Genomic DNA, 25563 nt, shown 5'->3' on the forward strand with positions numbered 1-25563 from the left:
CCTGTCGAAGCTTAAAGTTTCTGTGCGCGGTACAGACCGCAAAGCACCGGGGACAGGCAGGCCGCAACGGCCTGCCGGAGAAGACCGCGCCCATCATCGGGCGCAGAGGAAAGGTCGGGCCGGGCATAGCCGAACCGGTCATAATCGGCCGCAAATGCCTGGGTTATCAGTGCCAGATCGGCACGCGCCGGGCGCACCGCCTGGCCCGGAGATGCGCCCTTAAGAGAATGCGGAATATCGGACATGCCCTGCCCCAACCCCAGACAGGCCACCACCGCATCACGCACCGGGTCCAACCCATCTTCCAGTTTGAACCATTGCGCGTGCTCGGGCAAAAACGCCACCTGTGGGCGTAGGTGATTGTCCAACACATAAGGATCGCGCCGGGCGGCAGCCAAAACCACATGTAACCAGGTCGAAAACCCCAGCCGGGTCAGCCAAAACAACCGTTTGCGATACATCCGCTGAAATTTATATTCACTGATCATTCGTTTGACCGGGTCACGCACAATGCCAAAAACCAGATCTGGCTCCACAGATAACTGCCCTTGCGCATCCGCCCAGGTCAGATGCTGGGGCGAACAGTCAAACGCCGGATCGCGCCGCTCTCCGGCCAGCCGACGGCTGTGCCAGTCGCCGTCATACAGCTCTGTTTGCGGATAATTATCGATCAAGAACATCTCTACAGATGTCCCCCCCGCCTTCGGGCAATGGGCAAAATAGGCGGCGCGCGCATCGGAACGGATCAGGGGCATAAAAACCTCATGAACAAGGCGCGCTTACAAAGCGCGTAGCACATCCGCAAGGTCCGCTTTCCAGTCGGACCGGGCAATACCGAAGACCGATTGCGTTGTCGCACAATCCATCCGGCTGTTACCGGGACGTTTGGCCGGTGTGGGATAAGAGGATGCGGGAATATCCTCAACTGTGGTTGCGGCCCCCGATTGGGCAAAAATCGCCCGGGCAAAATCAGCCCAGCTGACATCGGGCCCACCAGAGAAATGATACAAACCCGCCTTATCAGGGTCTGTTTGCAACTGCTGTGCCATGGTCACACAGGCACGTGCGATCGATGCCGCCGAGGTTGGGCCGCCGATCTGATCGGCCACCACCGTCAGGTGATCGCGGCTTTGCGACAGGCGCAGCATGGTTTTGACGAAATTGCCACCATGGGCAGAAAATACCCAAGATGTTCGCATCACTGCAAATGCCCCGCCCGCAGCAATCACCCCGGCTTCGCCCACCAGTTTAGACCGACCATATGCGCCCAAAGGGGCGGTTGGATGATCGGGCGCAAAGGGCGTATTTCCTGCCCCGTCAAAGACGTAATCAGTTGAAATATGCACGAAAGGAATGCCCAGATCGGCACAGGCCGCAGCCATCATCGCAGGGGCTGCACCATTGATCACCGTGGCCAGATCTTCTTCTTCCTCGGCCCGGTCCACAGCGGTATAAGCGGCCGCATTAATCACCGCCTCGGGCGCGGCATCGGCAATCGCGCGCGCACAGGCCGCCGGATCGGACAAATCTGCCCGGTCGCGGCCTAAAAACAACGCATCGGGCAAAAGCGTTTTCAGTTCTGTCGCCACCTGCCCTGTCGATCCAAAAACCAAAATCATGAAATATCCTTCTAAATCATATTCTTATCATAGGGCACGCGGCGCAAATTCCAAGACGTCCTGCTACAGCCATAGCCCCGGCGCGACCACACGGGCCACACCGCGAATATTATCCTTCATACGATATTCAAAGCTCTCGTAATCCTTGTTGGATCCGCCACAGATCCCCTTGAACCGTGGCTGCACCCGGTAACGCGGCGCGATCTTTGCCCCGGTGTCGCGCGCCTCTTGCAATAAGGTGAACAGACCCTTTTCCGTGACATACCCACAACGCCGCCCCTGCCCCAGCAGAAGATCCTCATAAGTGCCAAGCCTGTAGCCCAACATCCGCATTTCGGCCCAGTCATTGCCGCCCAAACGTTCCCCGATCAACGGCACAGAGCGCATATCAACATAGATATCCGCATCTTGTGGCCGGGACGCGATCATTGCCGCAATATTCTTCACCAACAACCGTCCGGTGATTTTCCACACAAATGTTTCGCGCGCGAAACGCTGCGCAAGAAACCGATATGCTGTGTCCAGGATCTCAAACTCGCAGATCCCCTTGCCCAATTCGGGCGATGTTTCACCTTGAAAGCTCAGCAGCTCTAACGTGATACCCCGTGCGGCGGCGCGCGCTTTGAACGGTTCAAAATCGCTCAGATCTGCATTTGTATTTTCACAAAACAAGATCGTCTTGATCCGCGCAGGCACCGTGTCGATGTAATGGCCCAGACCCTCGTGATAATCGGCCCGGCGCAAATCGGAATTGCTGCGCTGGTTATTGGCCATCTTCGGACTGGTATTGATGGCCCCGGTCAGCAGAAGAACCTCGTCCGCCACACCTTGATCAATCATGCGGTTTCCTTTGCCTTTTCGCCTGTGCCCAAACGGGTACCAACGCCGTGACGCGCCTGAAGCGGCTTCCACCATGCATCATTGGCCAGATACCAATCCACAGTGCGTTCCAGCCCCTCTTCCACCGTCACGCTGGGACGCCAGCCCAATTCGGTGCGGATCCGGGTCGGGTCAATCGCATAGCGCGCATCATGGCCCGGACGGTCGGTCACGAAAGTGATCTGATCGGCATAGGACCCTGTGGCTTTGGGCCGTTTACGGTCCAGGATTTCGCATAGGGTTTTCACCAGCTCCAGATTGGTGCGCTCATTCTCGCCACCGATATTATAGCTGCGCCCCAGCACACCTTTTTCCACCACCAACAGCAGCGCATCTGCATGGTCTTCGACAAACAGCCAATCACGGATATTCGCCCCGTCGCCGTAAATCGGCAGATCCTTGCCCGCAAGCGCGTTCAAGATGATCACCGGCACCAGCTTTTCAGGGAAATGATACGGGCCATAATTGTTTGAGCAATTGGTCAGCACCACCGGCAGACCATAGGTTTCATGCCATGCCCGTACCAGATGATCCGATGCCGCCTTGGAGGATGAATATGGTGAACGCGGATCATAGGGCGTGTCTTCGGTGAATTTGACCGATGGATCCGCAGGCAACGATCCAAAGACCTCATCGGTAGAGATGTGATGGAAGCGGAAACTGTCTGGTTTGCCCTTTGACACCCAATAGGCGCGCGCGGCTTCCAGCATATTATAGGTGCCGGTGATATTGGTTTCGATAAAATCGCCTGGCCCGTCGATCGATCGGTCCACATGGGACTCCGCCGCCAAATGCATCACCGCATCGGGTTGATGTTTTGCAAATACCGCATCCAGCGCGGCACGGTCGCGAATATCGGCCTGCTCAAAGGCGTAATTGGCGCTGTCGGCGCATTGTGCCACATTGTCCAGACAGGCCGCATAGGTCAGCGCATCAACATTGACCACTGAATATCCGCGCGCCATGGCCAAGCGCACCACAGCCGATCCGATAAACCCGGCGCCGCCGGTGATAAGAAGTTTCATGGCTCAGCCCTCAAAGGTAAAAGGTGTGTCGAAATCGGACAGGCTTTGCGCCTTTTCGTCCTTCTCTGAAATAATCGGGGTGATATCGTCAATCGGCCAGTCGATCCCGCAGCTGTCCCATTTCACTGCGCCATCGCAGTCCGGCGCGTAATGATCGGTACATTTATAGACCAGCTCGCTATCAGTTTCGAGCGTCATGAACCCGTGCAAGAACCCGCCCGGAATCCACAGCTGTTTGCCATTTTCAAATGACAAGGTTTCCCCCACCCATTGCCCATAGGTCGGCGAGCCGCGGCGCACATCCACCGCCACATCAAAAACCGACCCTCGGCCACAGCGCACCAGCTTACCTTGCGCATGCGGCGGCGATTGGAAATGCAAACCGCGCACGGTGCCTTTTTCGCGCGACAGGGAATGGTTGTCTTGGACAAATTCAGGCAGGTGCAGGCCTTCGCTTTCCAGCTTCTTGCGGTTCCAGCTTTCAGAGAAAAAACCCCGATGGTCGCCAAAACGCGGTGGAGTTACGATAACAACGCCGGGGAGGGCGGTTTGTTCGATCATGGTCAAAGCTCGTCTTGCATCGGTTTCAATATGGCGCGGCCCACCTGCCTGCAGTCTTCACAAGAATGCGCAGATTGGCAGACCCACCTCGGCGAAGCCTGCGCAATTTATTAAGAAATCACAACCGTTATGCGGCAGCCCAGGGCAGTTCAGGCGATGTTTGTCCATTTCTCTGGCATCGTGCAAAGGCCGCAGTGGCTGTAGGGCAGGGTAATTTCTGCAGCCTGGGTCATGTTTTGGCCATGGTTTTGCCCAAAGCCTTTATTAGAGATGAAAATTAAGGGTAAAAATTTAATCATTCACGAGTCAGAGAGTCGCGTCCAATGTCCAATATGATGCATATTTACGGTCAGCATTTTGGCATGTCGCAACGACCATTTTCATTGCTGCCTGACCCGGATTTCCTGTATCTGTCGCCGGCGCATTCCAAAGCGGCAACCTTACTGCGCTACAGTATTGAAAGCCGCACGCCGATAACGGTTATGACCGGCATCACCGGCAGTGGAAAAACCACGATTCTGCGTCATATGATGCGCGACCTGCCCGCCGATACAACGCCCATTTTGCTGCAAAATGCCGCACGGGGATCTGCCGAAATCCTGCGCTGGATCATGCAGTCCCTGGGGGTGCAATACACATTGCATCTGCCCCAAAACAGTCTAGTTGATCAATTTGAAGGGTTTCTGGCCCGGCAATTATCCCGCGGCAAACATACGGTTTTAATCGTGGATGAAGCCCAGCACCTAGACCGGGCTGCCCTGGAAACCCTGCGATTGATGACCAATATCAATGTCGGAAAACGAGAATTGATTCAGTTGGTTTTGGCCGGTCAGCCCGATTTGGGCGACAGGTTGCGCCAGGAAGATATGGCGCATTTCACACAGCGTATCGGTGTCTGGACCGAACTGTGCGCATTGCACAGCAGGCAAACTGCGGCCTATATTGACCACCGGCTTCAGGTGGCGGGGGCGCAGCCGGGGCTGTTCACCCCACAGGCCAAGGCCCGGATCCACGCGATGTCAGGCGGTATCCCCCGATTGATCAACCAAATTTGTGATCTGACATTGGTCTATGCCTATACCGATCTTCAGATGCAGATCGACCGTGATTTTGTCGATACAGTCATGCAAGAGGCCGGCACATTCATCTTTGCGCTGGCCGGCCACACGGATGCGGATACAGCGCCTGGGACCGCATTGGCCAAAGTGGCCTAAGCTGCAATATCCCCCAATGTTTCGCATGCGAAACATTGGGGGTGCTCTTTATAGAGCCGTATCTTGCGCCCCCATTTTACGCGCCTGTAGATCACGCTTTTGACGCGACCGGGTCAGATAACCACCCGCCAACAGACCCGACATCAGCAATAGGATCCCCGATGGTATAGGGGTTGCCACCACGGATGCAGATTGAACCACATGGCTAAGATCAAACAGATAGCCTGCATCCGCCCCATAGGCCCCAACCAAAGCCATCGTACCCGATAGGGACACCGCATAGCCGAAATAATCGGAACGCTCCGGGTCGGGGGCGGTCAATGTGGCCAGCAACGCGCCATCATGGATATTATACACATAGGCAGCACCAGCATTGCTGATGCCATACGGATCGGCCCGATGAGCCCCTATCAGCGCATAATCCCCTGAAATCGACACGGCATAGCCAAACCAATCGAACCGTTCTGGTTCCGGGCTTAACAGCGTAGAGACCAAGGCACCCGTGATCGCATCATATACATAGGCAGCGCCTGCGCTGCTGATACCGCCCGGATCTGCACCATAGGCCCCCACCAGCACATAGCCATTCGAAAGAGACACCGATTTGCCAAAATAGCTATAGGCCGCCGGTTCCGGGGATGTCAGGGTCGACACCTGCGCGCCCGTAGCTGTGTCATAGACATAGGCCGATCCGGCCGAAGCCGCGCCATCTGGATCATCGCCATATGCGCCCACAACCGCATATCCGCCAGATACAGCGACCGACGTGCCGAAGAAATCCGCCCCTGTAGGGTCTGGATTGGTCAATTCCCCCCGGGCCGTTCCTGTATCGGCGGCGAAATGAAAGGCCGCGCCAGAAGGGCCGACATATTCCAACCAATGCCTGGGCGCGCCGACCACCAGATCCTCATCTGATAGGGCCACAGACTGTGCAAAATATCCCGAAGTTTCAGGCGCCGGCGCAGAAACCTGATAGTTTAACGCGCCGCTATCGGTCCCAAACACATAGACCACGCCGGCGGATGACACGCCTGAAGCATTCGCACGATACGCCCCGACGGCCACCTGATCCGCCGACATAGAGACCGAATAGCCGAAATTTGCCGACACTTGCGGATTGGGCTGCGACAGTACCGCATGCAGCCCTCCTGTGTTCAGATCATACATATAGGCGGCACCAGAGTTGGAAACGCCATTCGTATCGGCTTGCGGAGCACCGATCAGAATTTTGTCGTCAAAGATCGTAACCGAAGATCCGAATTGATCTCCTGTTGTTGCAGTAGGTGCGTTGAACGTAAATACCGGATCAAGCAGTGTGACAGCCCCGGATGGGGCCGCAACACCAATACAAAAACAGCTCAACGCGACCATCGAAATGATGTTGGGTCGCACTGTGAAATCCTTATGAGCAGGCTGTAAGATAAGACCATTACAAAAATGAACTTTAGCACAAAAATGCATGCCTGTCCCGCGCGCAAACACGGGTCCAGGCGTCTATATTGACAAGCCATATATCCCTGGTGGCCGTGCCTGAATACGTGGCATATCCCCGGGACAGGGGAAGATTTTTCAGCGCATCATGAATAGCGCTTGCGCAGCCAGCCCTGAAGGGCGCGCTGCAAAGCCACATCCACCTGCGGCCCACAAATCCGAATTTCTCCCGTTATAGGGTCGAATTTTACATCGGGCATCTCTTCGGTTGCAGCGGGCACGGGGGCTGCATCGGGACCTGTTGGCACTGCCGGGGCTGCATAATCTGCTGCAAGCAACATCTGTTCTGCGGCGCTGTCAGAGGGTGGTGCGGCACGCAGCCGATCTTGCAATCGCGCTGACAGATCGGGATCCGCCTCAAGCCGCTTAACCAGATCCAACCCGGCACGTTCGGAAATCGCCGTCGGAAAACGCAACACCGGGTCAAGCTGTTCGACCAGCGTCATAAAGCTTTTAATCTTGGAACGTTTCGCACGCGAAACATTGGCAAACAGGCTCTGCAATGCCTGTTTTTGGGTATCGAACACCTGGTGTTCCATCGCTTTGACCACGATACGGGCACGTTCATAAAAGCTGATATCTGCGCGGATCTCGTTTTCTTCAACCATCGCAACATAGGCATCTTGCGATGTCTCTGGTTTACGGATCACTGCCAAAATGCGTGCTGCAGAAAGGCTCTGTTGTGCCTGATTTGAAATCTGGCGCAACGCCGCCAAACGCCGCCACCCCGAAATCAACCCATAGCGCGGCTGCGCGGCAGAGCCATTGTCGATCACTTCAATCGGGGTTTGTTGTCCGCGCGCCCGGATCGAGGCGACAAGCGCGGCCATATCCTCATCATCGCTGGTCAAACGGTCGCGCACCAGATGGCCTGCATCAATCTGATCCAAAGGCAGTGCTTCGACCATACGCCCATTGGCACGGGCCTGTGCCACCATTTCAGACAGCTCTTCCAATGCCGCGCGGTCCGAGGCATCACCGGCGACCTTGGCAATGGGCGGGCGCACGCCCGTTTTATGGGTGACGGTGCGCGCCACTCCCATCGGGAAGATCGCTTTGGTTTCCAGATCGGAAGGCAGAGCTGTTTCCATGTCATCATCAGGGGGCACGCCATGTGTGGGCGTCTGCGGATCGGTTTGCACCGAGAGCGCATCCCCAAGTGCCAGATCAGACAGGGGGGGGCGTATGGGCGCCTCCGGTGAGGTTTGAAGAAAATCCGGACGGGCAGGGGTCAGGCGTTTGCGCTTGGCCATGTCGTTCTCCTTATATCACAACCGCAGAGCTGCCTCAGGCTCTATGCGGACAGGTCAGCGCGCGGTAAACTGACCGCGCGCTGCGCATCATTGTGCGGGCTCTGATACTGCCGTATCCGCCAATGCCAGCTCATCACGGCGCCAACTGCCCAAAAGCAACCGTTTGAACGCGGCATAGGTGGCATCAAAGGTCTGGCGACCACGCACATAGGTTTCACGGTTGAAGTCACGGTAATCGGCCTCATAGATGCCGTTGACCTGCTCCCCCGCCTGACCGATCAGCGCGGTGAAATCCTGTTTATGCGGCGAGAGGGTGCGGCCCAGATAGGCCTGCATCAGCGAGGCCAGCTCCCCTTGTTGTGCGCCATCAAACCGGGTGACAACGGCACGCACCGCATCCCATTGAAAATTCATTTCCTCCCGCCCCAGCGCACGGGCCGCCATATTCTCCCCATCCTCGATCGAAGCAAAGGTGGAATGCAACATGTCAAAGAACCGTCCTGTGGAATCGAATTCCAGAAAAGACGCCCCCAAAGGCACCAGCAAGATATCCGCCGCCGCCAGCCCGTTGATCGTCAGATAACCAAGTGCAGGCGGGGTATCGAGAAAGACGATGTCATAATCATCAAGCACACCATCGGCCTCTAATGTATCGGTCAGCGCATCCCACAGTTTCCAGCCCCGGCCTTGCATCCGCCAGACCGGGATCTGAAATTCAGACCAATATAGATTCAGCTGCGCCCCAATCAGATCAATATTGGGCCAATGGGTTTTCTGGATGATTTCAGGCGCACGTATCTTCAGCGCTTCGGTCAGCGTTTCATCCAGCGGCACCGCGGCCTCGCCCCGGTCAATGCGCCCCTGATTGGCCTTTTGCTGATAGCTGGCATAATGGCGCGCCAGCAGCGGGAAAACAGTTTCCCATTCATCGGCCACCTTGCCGCCAAAAATCGATGTCATCGATCCCTGACTGTCCAGATCAATCACCAGCACCTTATAGCCATCCAAGGCCGCCGACATCGCCAGATGCGCCGCTGTCGAGGTCTTACCGACCCCGCCTTTGAAATTCGCCACCGCAACCATTTTCGCCGCCAGCCCCTTCGGGCGGTAGGGGCGGTATTCTTTTGCCTTGGATCCTTCGGCGGCAAAATGGGCCCTCAGCCGCAGCACCTCATCAAGGGTGAACCATTTCGCACCCCCTTCGGATTCCGATGTGCCCTGGGGCAGGTCGGGATTGGCCCGTAAAACCCGGCGGAAATGCGGGGTTGCCACAGGGATCAAATAGCGGGTGATTTCCCAAGTGGAAAACAGACGCAGGGTTTTACGCCCGTCTTCATTCATCCCCCGAGATGCAAGATCATCACGCCCACGGCTGCAAGCCTGTGCGATCTGCGCAAACCCGTCAGAAGTGATCGGTTGATCCAATTCCTTTAAGGCCTGGTCGGGATCAATATTGAAATAGGGCGGGTGCTCTGGATGGTCTTGTGCCATTTTATGCCTCATGTGCCGTCTTTTCCGCATCATACCGAAAAACACGACATATGGAAGGAAATTCAACAGGTGGCGAATCGCAACTTGGTGTTTTGCCCTGTTTTTCTTGGCATTTTCCGGGTTCTGAGCCAAGGCCGCTGCCATGTGGATAAAAAATAGCTTTGTTAGAAATGAGTTATTTATAGTGTTACGGGTATTTTATGTTGAAGATAAACAACTGAAATAAAATAAAAATATATAGATCTTAATGTTTAAAGCGACTCTGAACCCCCGATCATGTGACTCTGATACCCCGAAAGCGCGACTCTGAACCCCCGATGGAAAGGCTGGACGGGCAGGGGGGGCATGCTTAGGGTGGGTGTCACTAAAACCACGAAGTAATCCACAGGCCAAATAAGGTCTGGGACGAGCAAAAAAACGAGCGGCACAGCATCAGCATGGGGATCAACCCTGGCGGTGCATATACGGGCAGACAATCATGGCAGGCACATCCGTGGCCGGAGATGGGGTATTTATGCCCGAGATTCCGCGCAGCGATTTCTTTCTTTGCGATATCTTTGATGCCATTCCCAAAGGGGATCTGGCAACGATGGAACATCCGATTTTTTCACTGTCCACCCGACCTGATTTACGGGTGCTGAAATACGAACATAACGGTGCGCAGATCGAGGTCACGCCGTCGGTCAAAGGGTTGGCCACGATCCATGACAAGGACATCTTGATCTTTTGTATCAGTCAGCTGATGGGCGCGGTCAATGCCGGGCGCGCGGTGTCACGGCGTTTGACATTGACCGCGCATGATCTGTTACAGGCCACCAACCGTGAGACATCGGGTGATGCCTATCGGCGGTTGACGGAGGCGTTTGAACGGCTGGCGGGCACACGGATCAAGACCAATCTGACCACCGGCGGCCTGGAGGTGACATCGGGGTTTGGCCTGATCGAAAGCTGGGAAATTTTGCGCAAGGCGCGCGGTGGGCGGATGGTGTCTGTTGCGGTGACATTGTCGGATTGGCTGTTTCGTGCGGTGCTGTCGAAATCGGTGCTGACGCTGAGCCGCGATTATTTCCGGCTGCGCAAACCGCTGGAGCGGCGGATCTATGAGCTGGCGCGCAAACATTGCGGGCGGCAAGAAAGCTGGCGGATCTCGGTGGAGACGTTGTTGAAAAAATCGGGATCGGCCAGCCCGCGTCGAGTGTTTCGCAAGATGATCCGCGATATGATTGCCGCCGATACATTGCCTGATTACGCAATCAGCGAAGAGCCCGGAGATTTGATCCGTTTCCATCTGCGCGACAAGATGTTTGAGATCTCCGAGACCGCAGGTCCCGGCGCGTTGAAAGCAGAAACGATTGAGCACGCACGGGCCCTGGCACCAGGGTGGGATATCTATGCGTTGGAAAGCGAGTGGCGGGCGTTTTGGGTCACTTCGGGGCGGCCAAGGCTGCGATCGCGCGATGCTGCTTTCTTGGGGTTTGTGAAAAGCCGTCAGGCGCAAGCGGGGTGATGGGGGCGTGTCAGCTGGGCGGCATGCCAAGCCGGTTCAACAGATCTACAACCGCCGCGCCAAAGCGCGCGTTGACGGCATCGGTGTAATGGCCATCGGGTATGAAGGCACGCGCGTCACGCGGGTCTTGCACCTTGGCGGTGGCCAGATAGGGAATGCCATGCTGTTCTAGGAATGGCCCCAGAAGTGCCAAAAGATCCACATCGCGCGGATCCCCGGTTTGCGCCAGAACCACGATCAGGATTTGCCCATCTGCCCGGGCCTGTTGCGCCAGATTCAACGCCATACCCTGTAGCACATTTTGATAGGGATAGGGCCCCGCCTTTGGCTGGGCGATAATCCGTGCTTTACGGTCTGCGATTTCCCCGGTGACCAGCGCACGCCGTATCAGCCGCGCGAAAGGGGATATATCCAGCCAAGGCCACATAAAGGCGGCGGGCACATAAAGCGCGTCCGTGTCATGCAACTGGCGGTCCCATGCGCGTTGCAGATCCGGATCTGTGGCCAGAAGGTGCTGCTGTGCCTGCGTGGTTAAAACTGGATCCTGTCGCCGCAAGCCCGTGCTGTCAGGGTGGTAAACCGGATAGGTGAAGGGCGCGGGTTGTTCAAATTGCCAGACCCGGTTGGAATAAGATGCCATCGCAGGCACCGATGACGACAGCACACCCCAAATGACCACATCGCCCGCGCGGCGGTTGACCCGGTCATCTTGTGCCATAGCATAGGTGAAATTGGGCGGCGCTGCGGGACCCGAATGCAGATCCACGATCAACGCAGGATCCACCTTTTGTGCCGCCCTTGCGATCTGATCAACAAATGACATCCCATAGACGCGCAACACCGATGTGCTGTCTTCGGTTGCAAACTCTGCGCGGGATTTTGCCAATATCTCGTCGCGCCAGGATACATTTGTCATATCGCCTGGCTGGCCGGGAGTGGCTTGCCACAGGGCAATTTTTCCCGGCACCGAGCGGCCATATTCGAAAAACCGTTTCAGACTGTTTGGGGCAGGTCCTGATAAAACCGCGGCCAGCACACCGTCCAACCCGATCAGCAGGATCGCGACCAGACCGAGTGTTTTAAAAGCGTCACGCATCGGGGGCTCCGGATCAGAACTGGAAATAGATGAAGGCACCGGGCTGGGTCGTGGCACCAAATGCCAATAGATAGATTAGCACAGCATATATCCCCGCACGCATCAGGCGCGGGTAGTTTTGGTAAAAGCGTGGTTGGCCGGTGACCTCGGTTGCAATGTCCCAGATCAGCAAAAATGCCATAGCGCAGAGTGCAGGCGCGGGCAGGGGGGCATTGGAATATGGGTGAAGTCTGACAGCCGGGTGGTGAATAACTGCGCGGTAAAATTCGCCACTTGCCCGAAGCTGTCCGCACGAAACAACAGCCAACCATAGCAGATGATCTGAAAGAATAGCGCGACTTTGACACAATGCCATAGCGCGCGCCCGGCCGCAGCCATCCGCCCCGACGGACCAGGCTGCGCAGGCGTTGTCATTGGGGTGATCTGTCGGTGGCCGACCAAAAGCCCGCCCTGATAGGCCCCCCATAGAACGAAATTCCACGCCGCCCCATGCCACAGCCCGCCCAGCACCATTGTGGCCATCAGATTGATTTTTGTGCGCAAAGAGCTTTTGCGATTGCCGCCAAGCGCAATGTATAAATAGTCACGCAACCATGTGGATAATGAGATATGCCAGCGCCGCCAGAACTCTTGTGGGGTGGTGGAAAAATAGGGCTGGGCGAAATTGCGCATCAGGGTGAACCCCAGCATCCGCGCCACGCCGCGCGCAATATCTGTATAGCCCGAAAAATCGCAATAGATTTGCACTGCAAACAGCCATGTGGCCAGTATCACCGCCCCACCTGATGGATCGGGATTGGCATAGACCGCATCGACAGACGGGCTGATGGCATCGGCGATGACCACTTTTTTGATCAGCCCGATCAGGCATAATATAGCCCCGCGCGACAGCCCATCCCATGTTACCCGGCGCGGCGCGCAAATTTCTGGCAAAAGATGCGATGCCCGTTCAATCGGGCCGGCCACAAGCTGCGGGAAAAACGCCACGAACAATGCGAAATCCAACACATTGCGCGCCGGCTTTAATCTGCGGCGATAAATATCGATCGTATAGCTGAGCGTTTGAAAGGTGAAGAATGACACCCCCACTGGTAAGATAATGGTCAATGAACTGGGGGGCAGATCCATGCCCAACCGATCTCCCAGGGCAATAAAGCTGTCGATGAAGAAGTTCAGATATTTGAACACCCCCAAGATACCCAGATTGATCACGACAGAGGCCATCATGGCGTGCCAGCGATGGGTCTGCGCGCGCGCATTATGAATGCGCAGCGCAAGGGCGTGGTTGATCAGGGTCGATCCACCAATCAGCAGTAAAAACCGCCAGTCCCATGCCCCATAAAAGATATAGCTGGCCACCAGCAACATTCGGTTTTGCCCACGTAAGGGCAGCACCAAATACAGCGCAAAGACGATTGCGAAAAAAAACCAGAAATCCAGTTGTGAAAAGAGCAATTTCGTGACCAGCTATATAAAAATTTGCATATGTGAATAAAGTTCACGGTTAGCACAGCCATAAAAACAATATGGCTTTTTATCGTGGTTCGGGCCGGTATAGATCTGGCGTGACGTAATTTTAGGCGATGTAAGGTGATCCATGCCGGATTTGGAACCTAGTAATTTTGACCGTGACACGGCGGGGACGATGGTTGGCGTGGTCATTCCGGCCAATAATGAAGCCGATTATATTGATGCCTGTTTGCAAGCCCTGCTTGATCAGGTTTCTGTGCCGATGATGCGGATCGTGGTGTCTGCCAATGGCTGCAGTGATACGACAGTTGATCAGGTGCGTGCCTTTGAGGCACGGTTTGAGGCAGCAGGCCATGTCCTGATCTGTCTTGACAGCCCCGAAGGTGGCAAGCTGGCAGCGCTGGACCGGGCGGAGGCGGCGTTAGAGCCGCATATGGCCCGCATTTTTCTGGATGCAGATGTGATTTGCGATCCACAGCTGATCGGGCAGGTGGCGCGGGCGCTGGATACTGATCAGCCACGCTATGCAACGGGCACATTGCAAGTGACGCGCGCGCGCAGTGGCTTCACCCGGGCCTATGCCCGATTTTGGCAGCGTCTGCCATTTGTCGAAAGTGGCGCAGTGGGCGCGGGGTTCTTTGCGGTCAATCCGGCGGGGCGCGCGCGTTGGGACGCATTTCCCAAGATCATTTCCGACGATACATTCGTGCGGCTGTGTTTCACCCCATCTGAGCGGATCGAAGTCCCGGCATGTTATCACTGGCCGATGATTGAAGGGTTCCGCCCGATGGTAAAGGTGCGCAAACGTCAAGATGCCGGAGTAGAGGAAATTGCCCGCCTATGGCCACATATGTTGGAAAACGAAGGCAAACATTCATTGACCCGCAAGCGGATCTTGGAATTGGCGGCCACGATGCCGGCAGGTTTTGCAGCCTATATGGCAGTGCATCTGGCGGTGCGTATAGGGCCCAAAACCACCAGTTGGAGCCGCGGGCGCTGATCTTGTGTAACGCGGGCAACAGCCAGCGCTCTGTGCTCTAAGGCTTTGCACAGAAATTTCTAAAATCATGACAGGGCCATTAAAACAGGAGCCCTTTATGATGGATCACTTTCGTGATTACCCCGTTGTTTTAACATCGCCCGCGCAGCGTGGGTTTTCTGTTGTCCCAAGTGACAGCGTGGATCTGCCGCAGGTCACCAGGGGGCTGTATCTGGGATATGGTGGTGATGTGACCGTCTTGTTGGCTGGCGGCGGTGTGGTGACATTTGCCAATATGGCACCGGGGGGTGTGCATGGGCTGCGGGTGCAGCGGGTCTATGCCAATGGAACCACGGCGGATGCGATCGTGGGGCTGGTCTGATGATCGGCATATCTTCGGGATTTATTGGCGCAGGCGACGGGTTATCGGCGCGGCGCAACCCTGATGGATCCATCACTGTGTCGGGACGGGTCTTTGGATTTCGGTGGTCGCGCGACAATGGCGCCACCTGGACCGAGTCCACGACCTTACCCGCGGTTTTGCCCCTGAGCGATGTTGATCATGTATTGATCGTGGCCCTTGGTCGGGCGCGCGATATTGGCCCCTATGTGCCGCCCCCTGACATACCAGATCCGGACCCTGATCTAACACCTGATTTAGCGGGTTGGAGCCTGCTGGCTGCGCGCAGCGGTGGCTATGTGCAGCTGCCATTGACCCTTCTTGCATAAGGATTTTCCGATGACCGATCTGACCCTGACAAATCCGACATTTGACACCAACGCGCCGAAATTCGGGAGTGGCGCGCTGAACGGTGGCTATGGTGCCACACCGACCGTCTTGATCACCCAGGCCAGCGATTTCACCATCGAAGTGTGGGTGAAGGCCGCATCCGCCCCCGGCGCATTTGGTGTTATTGGCGGGCAGGGGAATGCGCTGTATTTCCGCCATGAAACCAATGGCAATGCCGGTCTGTATATCGGCAATACACCGAATGCGACGGTCGATCTGGGCGTATCGATCAGTGATGGCCTGTGGCATCATTTGGAAGCTCATGTCGATTTTTCCACCGATACCGTGCGTGCCTATGTGGATGGGGTTGAGGTCTATAACACCACATTCACCACCAATCATGTGGCCAATATGACCTTTGACCGGCCCTTTACGCTGCGCACTGTCGCATTGTCGTCGGGCGCGGGGAGCTATCAATTCAACGGCGCAGTTGACGGTGCTGCGGTTTGGGACGGGCTACGCCATACCGCTGGCTTTACGCCAAGCAGTGCGGCCTATGCGGGCGATGAAGCGGGTTTGATTGCCTTATGGCAGTTGGACAGTGATGGGGTGGATACAGCGGGTGCCACAGCCGAAGCAGAACCGGATTATGTGGAAATCACCCCCGATGATGCCGGATTGGTCTATTCACCGTATACTTGGGACATTGGGGCAACGCAGGCCAAATCAATCACACCGGGGGCCTATATACGGGCCAATTTCACCGGAGATGCCTGCACATTGACCTTTGATCCAAGCGGGCCATATGCCCCGAACCGGATCAAATACCGGATTGACGGCCAGGCATGGGTTTATGCTGTGCTGGACACGGAAATCATCTGTGAGATGCCCGAGTTCACCGCCCTTGCGCCCAGCCACACGCTGGAGCTGGTGTTTTCCGCGATCCGGGTCACGGATGGGCGTTGGGCGACACAACAGCCTGCCTTGAAATTCACCGGGCTGCGTTTGCCAGTGGGTGCAAGCCTTGGCACGGCACGGCAGCACGACCGCAGGGTCTTGTTTTTAGGCGACAGTATCACCGAGGGCATTCGCACCCGTGGAGGCACCGATGCGGGCAGCGCCCATGATGCGCAGTTAAGTTGGTCATGGCAACTGGGCGCGATGATCGGCGCAGAATTTGGCAATGTTGGTTACGGCAGTCTTGGGATCAATGCGCTTGGCACCGGCAATGTGCCTGTGATCGGGACCAGTTGGAACCAGATGTGGGATGGGCTGGCACGCGATTTCACCACACCGCCGGATTTGGTGGTGGTGATGATCGGGGCCAATGATGGTGGCAATGATACAACTGCGGGATGGACGACATTTCTGGATGATATGCTGGCACAGCTGCCAGGGGCGATGATCTGCGTGATCAAGCCGTTTTCAGGCAGCCGTTCAGCGCAATCGGGCTTTATTCAATCCGCAATTGCAGCCAGTGCAGCGCCTGAGCGTGTAATCTATCTGGACGGCGATTATTTTGCCCTCTCCCATAGTGTGGACTCGTTGCATCCCTACGGCTGGGAAAATATCGCCAATATCGCTCCGGCTTTGGCTGATGCAATCCTGCCCGTGTTGAACGGGCCAGGCGTGGCGCCGCTCGTGACGCAGCTACAGGCGCAAGATCGGGTGACATTAACCCGCGATGGTGCGGTGCAAGCCATCGATCTGGCTGGTTTGCAGGGGTATTTGGACAGTCTGGCAGGTTAGGCCGCGCCCCAGCTCCCAATGAGACCATTGGGGCGTTAATACTTCATACATATTCATGCCACACTGTGGTGGGTGGGTGAGTGTATGGGGCTGATGGGGTGCGGTGCGGCGGGGTCGCGACGCAATGTCTTCAGCGGAAGGTATATGTGTTATGAGCTATGTGGTAAGCAAAGATATTGGCCAGGGCCGGGATTTGCCCCGGCGAGACCCTGCGACGACAGTCGCATTTTTGGCGGGATGGTGGATTTTGCCCTGTGCGGCGCTTGGGGCGATTTTCTGGCTATGGTTGCTCAGTGCGTTGTTCGGGCTGATTTTTTAGAATTTTGCAGGGAATTTCCCTTGCAAGAGGTGGATTGCGCAGCATTCGTGCAAGATTTGCAGAGCGATTGCAAATTTCGCGCGGCCAGTGGTGGACTTTCTGCCATACGCTTGTTTTGATCGCGTGATTGCATCTTACAAGCGGGCATTTTTATGACCACCTCATCTGTCTCGATCACGCCTGTCATTCTGGCCGGTGGGTCTGGTACCCGACTGTGGCCTTTGTCACGCAAATCTTATCCAAAACAATTCGTTCCCCTGGTGGGCGAACAGACGCTGTTTCAGGCTTCAGCTGTGCGGTTGGCGGGGACGTCGGCGGCGCATGCATTGGCGTTTGATGCACCTATCATCCTGACCAATTCCGATTTCCGGTTCATCGTGACCGAGCAGCTGGCCCAGATCGGGATCGACCCCGGCGCGGTTTTGATTGAACCCGAAGGGCGCAACACTGGCCCTGCGGTTTTGGCCGCCGCGCTGCATCTGGCGGGACAAAATCCCGAAGCAGTGATGCTTGTGGCCCCGTCCGATCATGTGGTTCCCGACACGGACGCATTTCATGCGGCAATCGCGGCCGGACTTAGTGCGGTTGAACAAGGAAATCTGGTGACATTCGGGATTGCGCCAGATCGGCCCGAAACCGGTTACGGCTATCTGGAACTGGCCCACGAACCCAAAGGCATGGCTCCGGTGGCATTGTCACGTTTTGTGGAAAAACCCGACGCCGAGCGCGCGGTGCAAATGCTGGCAGCTGGCAATTTCATGTGGAACGCCGGTATTTTCCTGTTCCGCGTGGCCGATATCATCACAGCCTTTGAAACCTATGCCCCTGAGTTATTCGCACCGGTGCGATCGGCGGTCAATGCGGCCAAGCCCGATCTGGGGTTTTTGCGGCTGGATCCTGACAGTTGGGCAGGGGCTGCGGATATCTCGATTGATTATGCCGTGATGGAAAAGGCCGATACACTGTCAGTCGTGCCGTTTTCGGCCGGTTGGTCGGATCTGGGCGGTTGGGATGCGGTATGGCGTGAAGGCGCGCGCGATGATACGGGCGTTGGTGTGTCAGGCGCGGCCACGGCGATTGACTGCGAGGACAGTTTGTTGCGCTCTGACAGTGATCGGTTGGAATTGGTCGGTATCGGACTGAAAAACGTGATGGCTGTGGCGATGAACGATGCGGTTCTGGTTGCAGATATGAGCCGCGCACAAGATGTGAAAAAAGCCGTCGATGCGCTGAAGGCGAAAAAATCCGCGCAGGCCACGCATTTTCCCAAAGATCACCGTCCTTGGGGATGGTTTGAAAGCCTGGTGGTGGGCGACCGGTTCCAAGTCAAACGCATTCATGTGCACCCCGGTGCCGCGCTTAGCCTTCAATCGCATTTCCACCGCTCTGAACATTGGATCGTGGTTGAAGGCACGGCCCGGGTGACCTGTGATGACACGGTTCAACTGGTCACCGAAAATCAGTCGGTCTACATCCCGTTGGGATCAAAGCACCGGATGGAAAATCCAGGCAAGGTGCCGATGGTGTTAATCGAGGTGCAGACAGGATCCTATGTGGGTGAAGACGATATCGTCCGTTATGAAGATGTTTATGCGCGCGGCCAGGGTGAAAAAGGATAACCGATGAAAATTGTTGTTGCCGGGCTGGGCTATGTTGGCCTGTCGAATGCGGTGCTGCTGTCGCAGCATAACACGGTTGTGGCTGTGGATGTTGATGCGCGCCGTGTGGATATGGTCAATGCCGGGACTTGTCCGATCGAAGATGTCGACCTGGAAGAGTACCTTGCCACCAAAGATCTGGATCTGGTGGCCACCACTGAGGCCCAACCCGCCTTTGAAGGTGCGGATTATGTGATCGTTGCGACGCCGACGAATTACGATGAGAAATCAAATTATTTCGACACCTCCACTGTGGAGGATGTGATTGCGCAGGTGGTGGCGGTGAACACCCGCGCGACCATCGTGGTGAAATCCACCATTCCCGTAGGGTTTGTGGACAGTATCCGTGCTGAAATGGATACAGAGCAGGTAATCTTCAGCCCGGAATTCCTGCGCGAAGGTCGCGCGCTTTATGACAATCTGTATCCGTCGCGGATCATCGTCGGCGAAGACAGCGAACGCGCACGCCTTTTTGCCGAGCTACTGCTACAAGGCGCGGTCAAAAAGGATGTTGAGGTCAAATTCACCGGCCCGACCGAGGCAGAGGCGATCAAACTGTTCGCCAATACCTATCTTGCGATGCGGGTTGCGTTTTTCAACGAATTGGACAGCTATGCGATGGCAGGTGGGATGAATGCCCGCGAAATCATCGAAGGCATCGGGTTGGACCCACGCATTGGATCGCATTACAACAACCCCTCTTTCGGTTATGGTGGGTATTGCCTGCCCAAAGACACCAAACAGCTTTTGGCTAATTACAGCCATGTGCCGCAGAACCTGATCCGTGCAATTGTTGAGGCGAACCGCACCCGCAAGGATTTCCTGTCTGATCAGATCTTGATGCGCGGCCCCAAGGTCGTCGGGATTTACCGTCTGGTGATGAAGGCCGGGTCGGATAATTTCCGTCAAAGTTCTATTCAGGGGATCATGAAACGGCTCAAGGCCAAAGGGGTCGAGGTGATCGTTTATGAACCCGTCCTGACGGAACCTGATTTCTTCCGCTCGCGTGTGGTCAATGATCTGGCAGCGTTTAAGCAACAAGCCGATCTGATCGTTGCCAACCGGGTCACGGATGATATCGCAGATGTCGCAGAGAAAATTTTCACCCGCGATCTGTTCGGCGCGGATTGATCCTCTTTACAGGTATTTTGTAATTTCTGAAATACCCGTAAGACTATAATAAAAAGGCTGTATCTGGTATCAGATGCAGCCTTTTTTATAATCTTGAAGAAAGACACGCGATCACAGTCAGATCCGCGGTCCAAATATGCGGCGGGGTGGGTGACCCCGCCGCATGTGATTATGGGATCAGGCGCGCAATGATCAGATCTGCGGCCTCTTCTGGCGTCATCTCGGTGGTGTCGATGCGCAGCTCTGCAGCGTCGGGGGCCTCATAGGGGCTGTCGATCCCGGTGAAGTTCTTCAACGCGCCAGACCGTGCCTTGGCATAAAGCCCTTTCACATCGCGCTCTTCGGCCACTTCCAGTGGCGTATCCACGAAGATCTCCATGAATTCGCCCGGCTGCATCATGCCGCGCACCATGTCACGTTCCGAGCGGAACGGAGAGATGAACGCCGTGATCACGATCAGACCGGCATCGGTCATCAGCTTCGCCACCTCACCCACACGGCGGATGTTTTCAATCCGATCCGCTTCGGTGAACCCCAGATCCTTGTTCAGGCCGTGGCGCACATTGTCCCCGTCCAACAAGAATGTGTGGCGGTTCATCCGGGCCAATTTCTTTTCGACGATATTGGCAATGGTGGATTTGCCCGACCCTGACAGGCCGGTCAGCCACAGAACGGCGGGTTTTTGATGCTTCATATCCGCATGATGGTCACGGCCGATATCGGTCGCCTGCCAATGCACGTTTTGTGCCCGGCGCAATGCGAAATGGATCATCCCGGCAGCAACGGTCTGGTTGCTCATCTTATCGATCAAGATGAACCCGCCCAGATCATGGCTTTCGGCATAGGCCGCAAAGGGGATTTCGCGGTCGGTGGTGATATTGGCCACGCCGATCGCATTCAGATCCAGCGTTTTCGATGCGATCTGTTCTTGGGTGTTGACGTTGACCTCATATTTCGGGGCCTGCACGGTGGCGGACACGGTTTGCGCCCCGATCTTCAGCCAATAGGCCCGTCCGGGCACCAATGGCTGTTCATCCATCCACACGATGGTGCTTTCGAACTGATCGGCAACCTCCAGCGGGGATTTCGCCGCCACGATCACCTGACCACGCGAACAGTCGATCTCATCTTCCAGCGTCAGCGTGACGGATTCACCGGCCACCGCCTGATCGCGATCACCTTCCATCGCAACGATCCGCGCGATTTTTGATGTCTTGCCAGACGGCAGAACGCGCACCTCATCACCCGGTTTCACCGTGCCACCGGCAATCAAACCGGCAAAGCCGCGGAAATCCAGGTTCGGACGGTTGACCCATTGCACCGGCATGCGGAACGGGCCTTGCTGTTTGAGCGTGTTATCAACCTCAACCGTTTCCAGATGCGGCAAAAGCGCGGTGCCGGTATACCATGGGGTATTCTCTGACGGGCCGGTGATATTGTCGCCCTTAAAGCCCGAAATCGGAATCGCGGTGAAGGCATCAATCCCGATGCTATCGGCAAATGTGGTATAATCGGCCACGATCTGATCAAAGACCTTTTGATCATAGCCCACCAGATCCATCTTATTAACCGCCAACACCACATGGCGAATGCCCAGCTGCTTCACCAGATAGCTGTGGCGCCGGGTCTGGGTCAGCACGCCTTTGCGCGCATCGATCAAGATCACGGCCAGGTCGGCGGTCGAGGCGCCGGTGACCATATTGCGGGTATATTGTTCATGGCCTGGTGTGTCGGCCACGATGAATTTGCGTTTCTCGGTGGCGAAGAAACGATAGGCCACGTCAATGGTGATGCCCTGTTCGCGCTCTGCAGCCAGACCATCGACCAGCAAAGCGAAATCAATGCCTTCGCCCTGGGTGCCCATTTTCTTACTATCGGCTTCCAGCGTTGCTAGCTGATCTTCAAAGATCATCTTTGAATCATACAAAAGCCGCCCGATCAGGGTCGATTTGCCATCATCCACCGATCCACAGGTGATGAAACGCAGCATGGTCTTATGCTGGTGCACCTGCAGATAAGCATCGATATCTTCCGCGATCAGCGCGTCGGTCTTGTAGATCGGGTCTTGAGTTGTGTCGGTCATTTTTGAAATACCTGAAATCCGTAACGGTCCTGGGAGAAGCGGCTTAGAAGTAACCTTCTTGCTTTTTCTTCTCCATCGAGGCGGCCTGATCATGGTCGATCGCACGGCCCTGACGCTCTGATGTGGTGGTCAGCAACATTTCCTGAATGACCTCTGGCAATGTCGCGGCTTCGCTTTCCACAGCCCCCGTCAACGGGTAGCAGCCCAATGTGCGGAACCGGATAGAACGCATCTGTGGTTCTTCGCCTTCGCGCAGCGGGAAGCGGTCATCATCCACCATCAACAACATGCCGTCACGTTCCACGGTCGGGCGCGGCGCCGAGAAATACAGCGGCACGATTTCAATGCCTTCCAGATGGATGTATTGCCAGATGTCCAGCTCGGTCCAGTTTGAGATCGGGAAGACCCGCATGCTCTCGCCCTTGGCTTTGCGTGCGTTATACAGGTTCCACAGCTCTGGCCGTTGGTTTTTGGGATCCCAGCGATGGCTGGCCGTGCGGAACGAGAACACACGTTCCTTGGCGCGCGATTTTTCCTCATCGCGGCGCGCGCCCCCAAAGGCGGCATCAAACCCGTATTTGTCCAGCGCCTGTTTCAGACCTTCGGTCTTCCACATATCGGTGTGCAGGCTGCCATGGTCAAACGGGTTGATCCCTTTTTCCTTGGCTTCGGGGTTTTGGTGTACGATCAGCTTCATCCCGGCCTCGCGGGCGGCACGATCGCGCAGTTCATACATGGCTTTGAATTTCCACGTCGTGTCGACATGCATCAGCGGGAAGGGCGGCGGGGACGGGTAGAAGGCCTTTTTCGCCAGATGCAGCATTACCGCGCTGTCCTTGCCCACACTATACAGCATGACAGGGTTTTCTGCTTCGGCGGCAACTTCGCGCAGAATATGGATGCTTTCGGCTTCCAGACGTTTGAGGTGGGTCAGGGATGTCTCGGTCATGGCACAATCTCTAATACGTTTGACACCAGAGGTAACGCGCGGCAGGTTTCACATAACCCCCCATTTGGTGGGTAAGCTGAAATCCTTATGCCTAACAAGAGGGTATTTTGACAGAACAAGATGTAATTGCAGCGCTTTTTCTTGCATCCAGCGGTGTGGTGCGCGGCCATGATGGTGCGCAACACAGTGTTTCCAGCCCCAACGGTGGCCCAGAGGGAGCACAGGGCGCGGAGCCATGGACCGATGCCGAGGCGTTGGATGGCGCATGGTCGGTGTTTTTAACCCGCCTGGCACAGATGACGCAGGCCGTGGGTGCGGGTCTGTGGCAGCTGCGCCATGGGGATGTGGTGCAGGCGTGGCAGGTTGGGGATGTGCCCTTGCCGCGCGCGCAACAGGTGTTGGAACGGATGCGCAGCCAACGTGTCTATTCGCAGCTGGATCTGCCAAGCCCGCATCCCTGGCCCGATCCGGTACGGGCGCTGCGCTGGCGTATTGATGGTGATAGCCATGCTGTGCTGGTTCTGGGGCGCCGGGGGCGGGATTTTCGCGCCGCCGATGGGGCGGCGATGGCGCGGTTGGGGCCATATCTGGGGCCGGCCATTCAGGGCTGGCAGGCGCGATGGCACGCGCAGCAAGCCGCAGCGCGCGACCGCCGTATTGGCGAGGCCCTGGGTGGGTTTTGGTGCCGGTTTTCGGGCTCAGGTCGGGTGATCGCGCAGTCAAAGGGGCTGCGCGACCGGCTGGCGGGCACACAGATGACGCTGAATGCTGCGGGCTGGCCAGAATTCACCACGCCAGATATCGCCCGGGCGTTCCGTCAGATATTCGCGGCGGCGCAGACCAGTGACGGGGGGGCACAGGCAATTGATTTATCTGGCGCCGCGCCAATGCAGATGGTGTTGCAACCCGATCCACATATGTTGCGGGGCGTGTTCGGGCTGATCCGCTGTGCACCGCAACTGCACGATCACATGGCCGGGCAGGTGGCGCATCACTTCGGGCTTCCTCTAAGCGAAGCGCGGCTGGCCATGTTGATTTGTGATGGGCACAGTTTGCAGCAGGCCAGTGATATCTTGGGCTGGACCATTGCCACAACGCGCAGCTGTTCAAAACAGATCTATGCGGCCTTAGGGGTCAATGGCCAGTTAGGGGTGATGTATAAATTACAGACCAGCGCGATCTGGCTTTCGGTATAAGCGGAAAACGCGGCATGCGTGCGCCGATCAAGAACGTGCCATCGACATTTGGCGACGCCACATGGCCGCACCGACGGTTTCCCAGAAGACTGTCGAGAAATGGTACGCCTAAACTGGCCAGCGGGTCGTGAAATGTGAAACGGGATTTTTTATCGGAATTCCTTAGTCAGCATTGCCAAGTTATTTTGATCTGGCCGTATGCGGCCTGACCCAAGCCTCTCAGGCGGTCATCTCGCAGGCATAGCCGGTCCAGAGGCTGAATGTATCAGCCCCTGCATGGCGATAGCGGCATGGGTTGAAAATGGCGTTGATCTGGTCATGGGCGGTGAAGAACCGCTGTGCCTGGTTGGGTGACGTGAACCGCCCCATGATTTTTCCCGCCGCCGCGTCGGCCTGTGGCTGCCCTTGATCTTGTTGTTGAGGCCCTTGTGGGCCCGATGATCGGCACCTAATGCCTGGCGGGCGATCGGTTTGATGTCGCTTGGGCTGCTTGTCGGGGATGACGACCCTTGGCTGGCCGAATTGAGCAATCAGCCTCACACGGAAAACGATAGCCCTTCAGACGCGGCATGGAAGACGCGATCAGCATGCCAGACCTCTACCCACGTCGGCGGCCACAAACAACTTGGCAATGCCCTCTGGGATTTGGCACCAGAGGAGCGCGAAGCCACGTGATCATGGCAACCTTGTCGCTGTGTTTCCGTTTTCAGTGGCCACGGAGCGCACCGCTACGTTACCTTCTATATATTCCATAACACAGATTACTAGTTTCTATTTTTTAGCAGACATATTTCACTTTGGATTTCATTATTCAAAAATTTTTTGATGTATATCAGTAGGATATGATGAGGCGGCCCCATCGTGAACTGAACCTCGATAAACGTAGAAGCTTGGCGAGCCTGCTTCAGGCGCAGTCGATAAAGCCAAAGATCGCTGACACAGCTGGCCGAGACCGCCTTGGCAATCCACCGCGATATTACGCGCAACTGGTGGCATGATGACGCCGTTTCTGCAGCAGATGGTTGCTGACATCTTTCTCGCTATCAACTGATGAGGCTGACATATCCAAGAAAAGCCCGTAACAGAAAATTTCGCGACAGAGCCATCCTGCCGCAGGCCAAGTTTGTATATAAGCCATTGGCCGGGGCTTGCACCCAAGGGGA

23 protein-coding genes and 1 pseudogene are annotated in these 25563 nt (G+C 56.2%); 10 read left to right on the top strand and 14 right to left on the bottom strand.

Going from position 1 to position 25563, the window contains the following annotated elements:
* Nucleotides 1-11 precede the first annotated feature (11 nt).
* The 5 genes from BFP70_RS05120 to rfbC form a co-directional block, all read right to left on the bottom strand.
* The gene (locus BFP70_RS05120; RefSeq protein ID WP_066010301.1) at nucleotides 12-755 is read right to left on the bottom strand and encodes a sulfotransferase family 2 domain-containing protein; all 744 of its coding nucleotides are present in this window, start codon (nucleotides 753-755) and stop codon (nucleotides 12-14) included.
* A gap of 24 nt (nucleotides 756-779) precedes the next feature.
* Nucleotides 780-1619, bottom strand: a complete 840-nt coding sequence (gene rfbD, locus BFP70_RS05125; RefSeq protein ID WP_066010302.1) for a dTDP-4-dehydrorhamnose reductase — start codon at nucleotides 1617-1619, stop codon at nucleotides 780-782.
* A gap of 63 nt (nucleotides 1620-1682) precedes the next feature.
* On the bottom strand, nucleotides 1683-2459 hold the full coding sequence (locus BFP70_RS05130) for a hypothetical protein (protein ID WP_066010303.1): 777 nt from the start codon (nucleotides 2457-2459) through the stop codon (nucleotides 1683-1685).
* Nucleotides 2456-3523: a dTDP-glucose 4,6-dehydratase gene (gene rfbB, locus BFP70_RS05135; protein WP_066010304.1), complete on the bottom strand. Its 1068-nt coding sequence runs from the start codon at nucleotides 3521-3523 to the stop codon at nucleotides 2456-2458. The genes BFP70_RS05130 and rfbB overlap by 4 nt, the downstream gene beginning before the upstream one ends.
* 3 nt (nucleotides 3524-3526) lie before the next feature.
* Complete coding sequence (rfbC, locus tag BFP70_RS05140) at nucleotides 3527-4084, bottom strand: dTDP-4-dehydrorhamnose 3,5-epimerase (RefSeq protein WP_066010305.1); 558 nt, start codon at nucleotides 4082-4084, stop codon at nucleotides 3527-3529.
* A gap of 323 nt (nucleotides 4085-4407) precedes the next feature.
* Between rfbC and BFP70_RS05145 the strand changes: the two genes are divergently transcribed.
* Entirely contained in the window at nucleotides 4408-5298 is an 891-nt protein-coding gene (locus tag BFP70_RS05145) for an ExeA family protein (RefSeq protein ID WP_083217367.1), read from the top strand.
* 48 nt (nucleotides 5299-5346) lie between these two features.
* Here BFP70_RS05145 and BFP70_RS05150 read toward each other — a convergent pair whose 3' ends face one another.
* From BFP70_RS05150 to BFP70_RS05160, 3 genes are all read right to left on the bottom strand, one after another.
* Nucleotides 5347-6690, bottom strand: coding sequence for a hypothetical protein (locus BFP70_RS05150; RefSeq protein ID WP_176715496.1), 1344 nt, complete (start codon nucleotides 6688-6690; stop codon nucleotides 5347-5349).
* Nucleotides 6691-6875: 185 nt separating this feature from the next.
* A complete protein-coding gene (locus BFP70_RS05155) occupies nucleotides 6876-8042 on the bottom strand; it encodes a ParB N-terminal domain-containing protein (RefSeq protein WP_083217369.1) in 1167 nt (388 codons plus the stop codon).
* An 87-nt stretch (nucleotides 8043-8129) separates the two neighbouring features.
* Nucleotides 8130-9533, bottom strand: a complete 1404-nt coding sequence (locus BFP70_RS05160; RefSeq protein WP_066010307.1) for an AAA family ATPase — start codon at nucleotides 9531-9533, stop codon at nucleotides 8130-8132.
* 478 nt (nucleotides 9534-10011) lie between these two features.
* Here BFP70_RS05160 and BFP70_RS05165 point away from each other — a divergent pair, with 478 nt between their 5' ends.
* Nucleotides 10012-11040 (top strand): replication initiator protein A, encoded by a 1029-nt coding sequence (locus BFP70_RS05165; protein WP_066010308.1) that lies wholly within the window; start codon nucleotides 10012-10014, stop codon nucleotides 11038-11040.
* 10 nt (nucleotides 11041-11050) lie between these two features.
* On the opposite strand, the gene BFP70_RS05170 is transcribed toward BFP70_RS05165, so the two are convergent.
* Genes BFP70_RS05170 through BFP70_RS05175 form a run of 3 tightly spaced genes read right to left on the bottom strand, consistent with a single transcriptional unit; the run spans nucleotide 11051 to nucleotide 13591 of the window.
* Nucleotides 11051-12136 (bottom strand): hypothetical protein, encoded by a 1086-nt coding sequence (locus tag BFP70_RS05170; protein WP_066010309.1) that lies wholly within the window; start codon nucleotides 12134-12136, stop codon nucleotides 11051-11053.
* Nucleotides 12137-12149: 13 nt separating this feature from the next.
* Nucleotides 12150-12317 (bottom strand): hypothetical protein, encoded by a 168-nt coding sequence (locus BFP70_RS20955; RefSeq protein ID WP_176715497.1) that lies wholly within the window; start codon nucleotides 12315-12317, stop codon nucleotides 12150-12152.
* Complete coding sequence (locus BFP70_RS05175; RefSeq protein ID WP_066010310.1) at nucleotides 12302-13591, bottom strand: MBOAT family protein; 1290 nt, start codon at nucleotides 13589-13591, stop codon at nucleotides 12302-12304. Before BFP70_RS05175 ends, BFP70_RS20955 begins: the two co-directional genes overlap by 16 nt.
* Nucleotides 13592-13733: 142 nt before the next feature.
* Between BFP70_RS05175 and BFP70_RS05180 the strand changes: the two genes are divergently transcribed.
* From BFP70_RS05180 to BFP70_RS05205, 7 genes are all read left to right on the top strand, one after another.
* Entirely contained in the window at nucleotides 13734-14606 is an 873-nt protein-coding gene (locus tag BFP70_RS05180; protein WP_255356594.1) for a glycosyltransferase, read from the top strand.
* A gap of 97 nt (nucleotides 14607-14703) precedes the next feature.
* Nucleotides 14704-14967, top strand: a complete 264-nt coding sequence (locus BFP70_RS05185; protein WP_066010311.1) for a hypothetical protein — start codon at nucleotides 14704-14706, stop codon at nucleotides 14965-14967.
* Complete coding sequence (locus BFP70_RS05190; protein ID WP_066010312.1) at nucleotides 14967-15314, top strand: hypothetical protein; 348 nt, start codon at nucleotides 14967-14969, stop codon at nucleotides 15312-15314. Before BFP70_RS05185 ends, BFP70_RS05190 begins: the two co-directional genes overlap by 1 nt.
* A 10-nt stretch (nucleotides 15315-15324) precedes the next feature.
* On the top strand, nucleotides 15325-17064 hold the full coding sequence (locus tag BFP70_RS05195; protein ID WP_066010313.1) for a LamG-like jellyroll fold domain-containing protein: 1740 nt from the start codon (nucleotides 15325-15327) through the stop codon (nucleotides 17062-17064).
* Nucleotides 17065-17215: 151 nt separating this feature from the next.
* Complete coding sequence (locus BFP70_RS20960; RefSeq protein ID WP_176715498.1) at nucleotides 17216-17383, top strand: hypothetical protein; 168 nt, start codon at nucleotides 17216-17218, stop codon at nucleotides 17381-17383.
* 152 nt (nucleotides 17384-17535) lie between these two features.
* Nucleotides 17536-19002, top strand: a complete 1467-nt coding sequence (locus BFP70_RS05200; protein WP_066010314.1) for a mannose-1-phosphate guanylyltransferase/mannose-6-phosphate isomerase — start codon at nucleotides 17536-17538, stop codon at nucleotides 19000-19002.
* A 3-nt stretch (nucleotides 19003-19005) separates the two neighbouring features.
* The gene (locus tag BFP70_RS05205; protein WP_066010315.1) at nucleotides 19006-20172 is read left to right on the top strand and encodes a nucleotide sugar dehydrogenase; all 1167 of its coding nucleotides are present in this window, start codon (nucleotides 19006-19008) and stop codon (nucleotides 20170-20172) included.
* Between the two features lie 169 nt (nucleotides 20173-20341).
* Here the strand turns inward: BFP70_RS05205 and cysN are convergent, their stop codons facing one another.
* The gene (cysN, locus tag BFP70_RS05210; RefSeq protein ID WP_066010316.1) at nucleotides 20342-22255 is read right to left on the bottom strand and encodes a sulfate adenylyltransferase subunit CysN; all 1914 of its coding nucleotides are present in this window, start codon (nucleotides 22253-22255) and stop codon (nucleotides 20342-20344) included.
* 43 nt (nucleotides 22256-22298) lie between these two features.
* On the bottom strand, nucleotides 22299-23204 hold the full coding sequence (gene cysD / locus BFP70_RS05215) for a sulfate adenylyltransferase subunit CysD (RefSeq protein WP_066010317.1): 906 nt from the start codon (nucleotides 23202-23204) through the stop codon (nucleotides 22299-22301).
* 107 nt (nucleotides 23205-23311) lie between these two features.
* Here cysD and BFP70_RS05220 point away from each other — a divergent pair, with 107 nt between their 5' ends.
* Nucleotides 23312-24400 (top strand): hypothetical protein, encoded by a 1089-nt coding sequence (locus BFP70_RS05220; RefSeq protein ID WP_066010318.1) that lies wholly within the window; start codon nucleotides 23312-23314, stop codon nucleotides 24398-24400.
* Between the two features lie 219 nt (nucleotides 24401-24619).
* Here the strand turns inward: BFP70_RS05220 and BFP70_RS20255 are convergent.
* Nucleotides 24620-24946, bottom strand: a pseudogene (locus tag BFP70_RS20255) (IS6 family transposase); the annotation flags it as partial.
* Between the last annotated feature and the right edge of the window lie 617 nt (nucleotides 24947-25563).

Source organism: Thioclava sp. SK-1 (assembly GCF_001705665.1).
In the GTDB taxonomy this organism is placed as follows: Bacteria; Pseudomonadota; Alphaproteobacteria; order Rhodobacterales; family Rhodobacteraceae; genus Thioclava.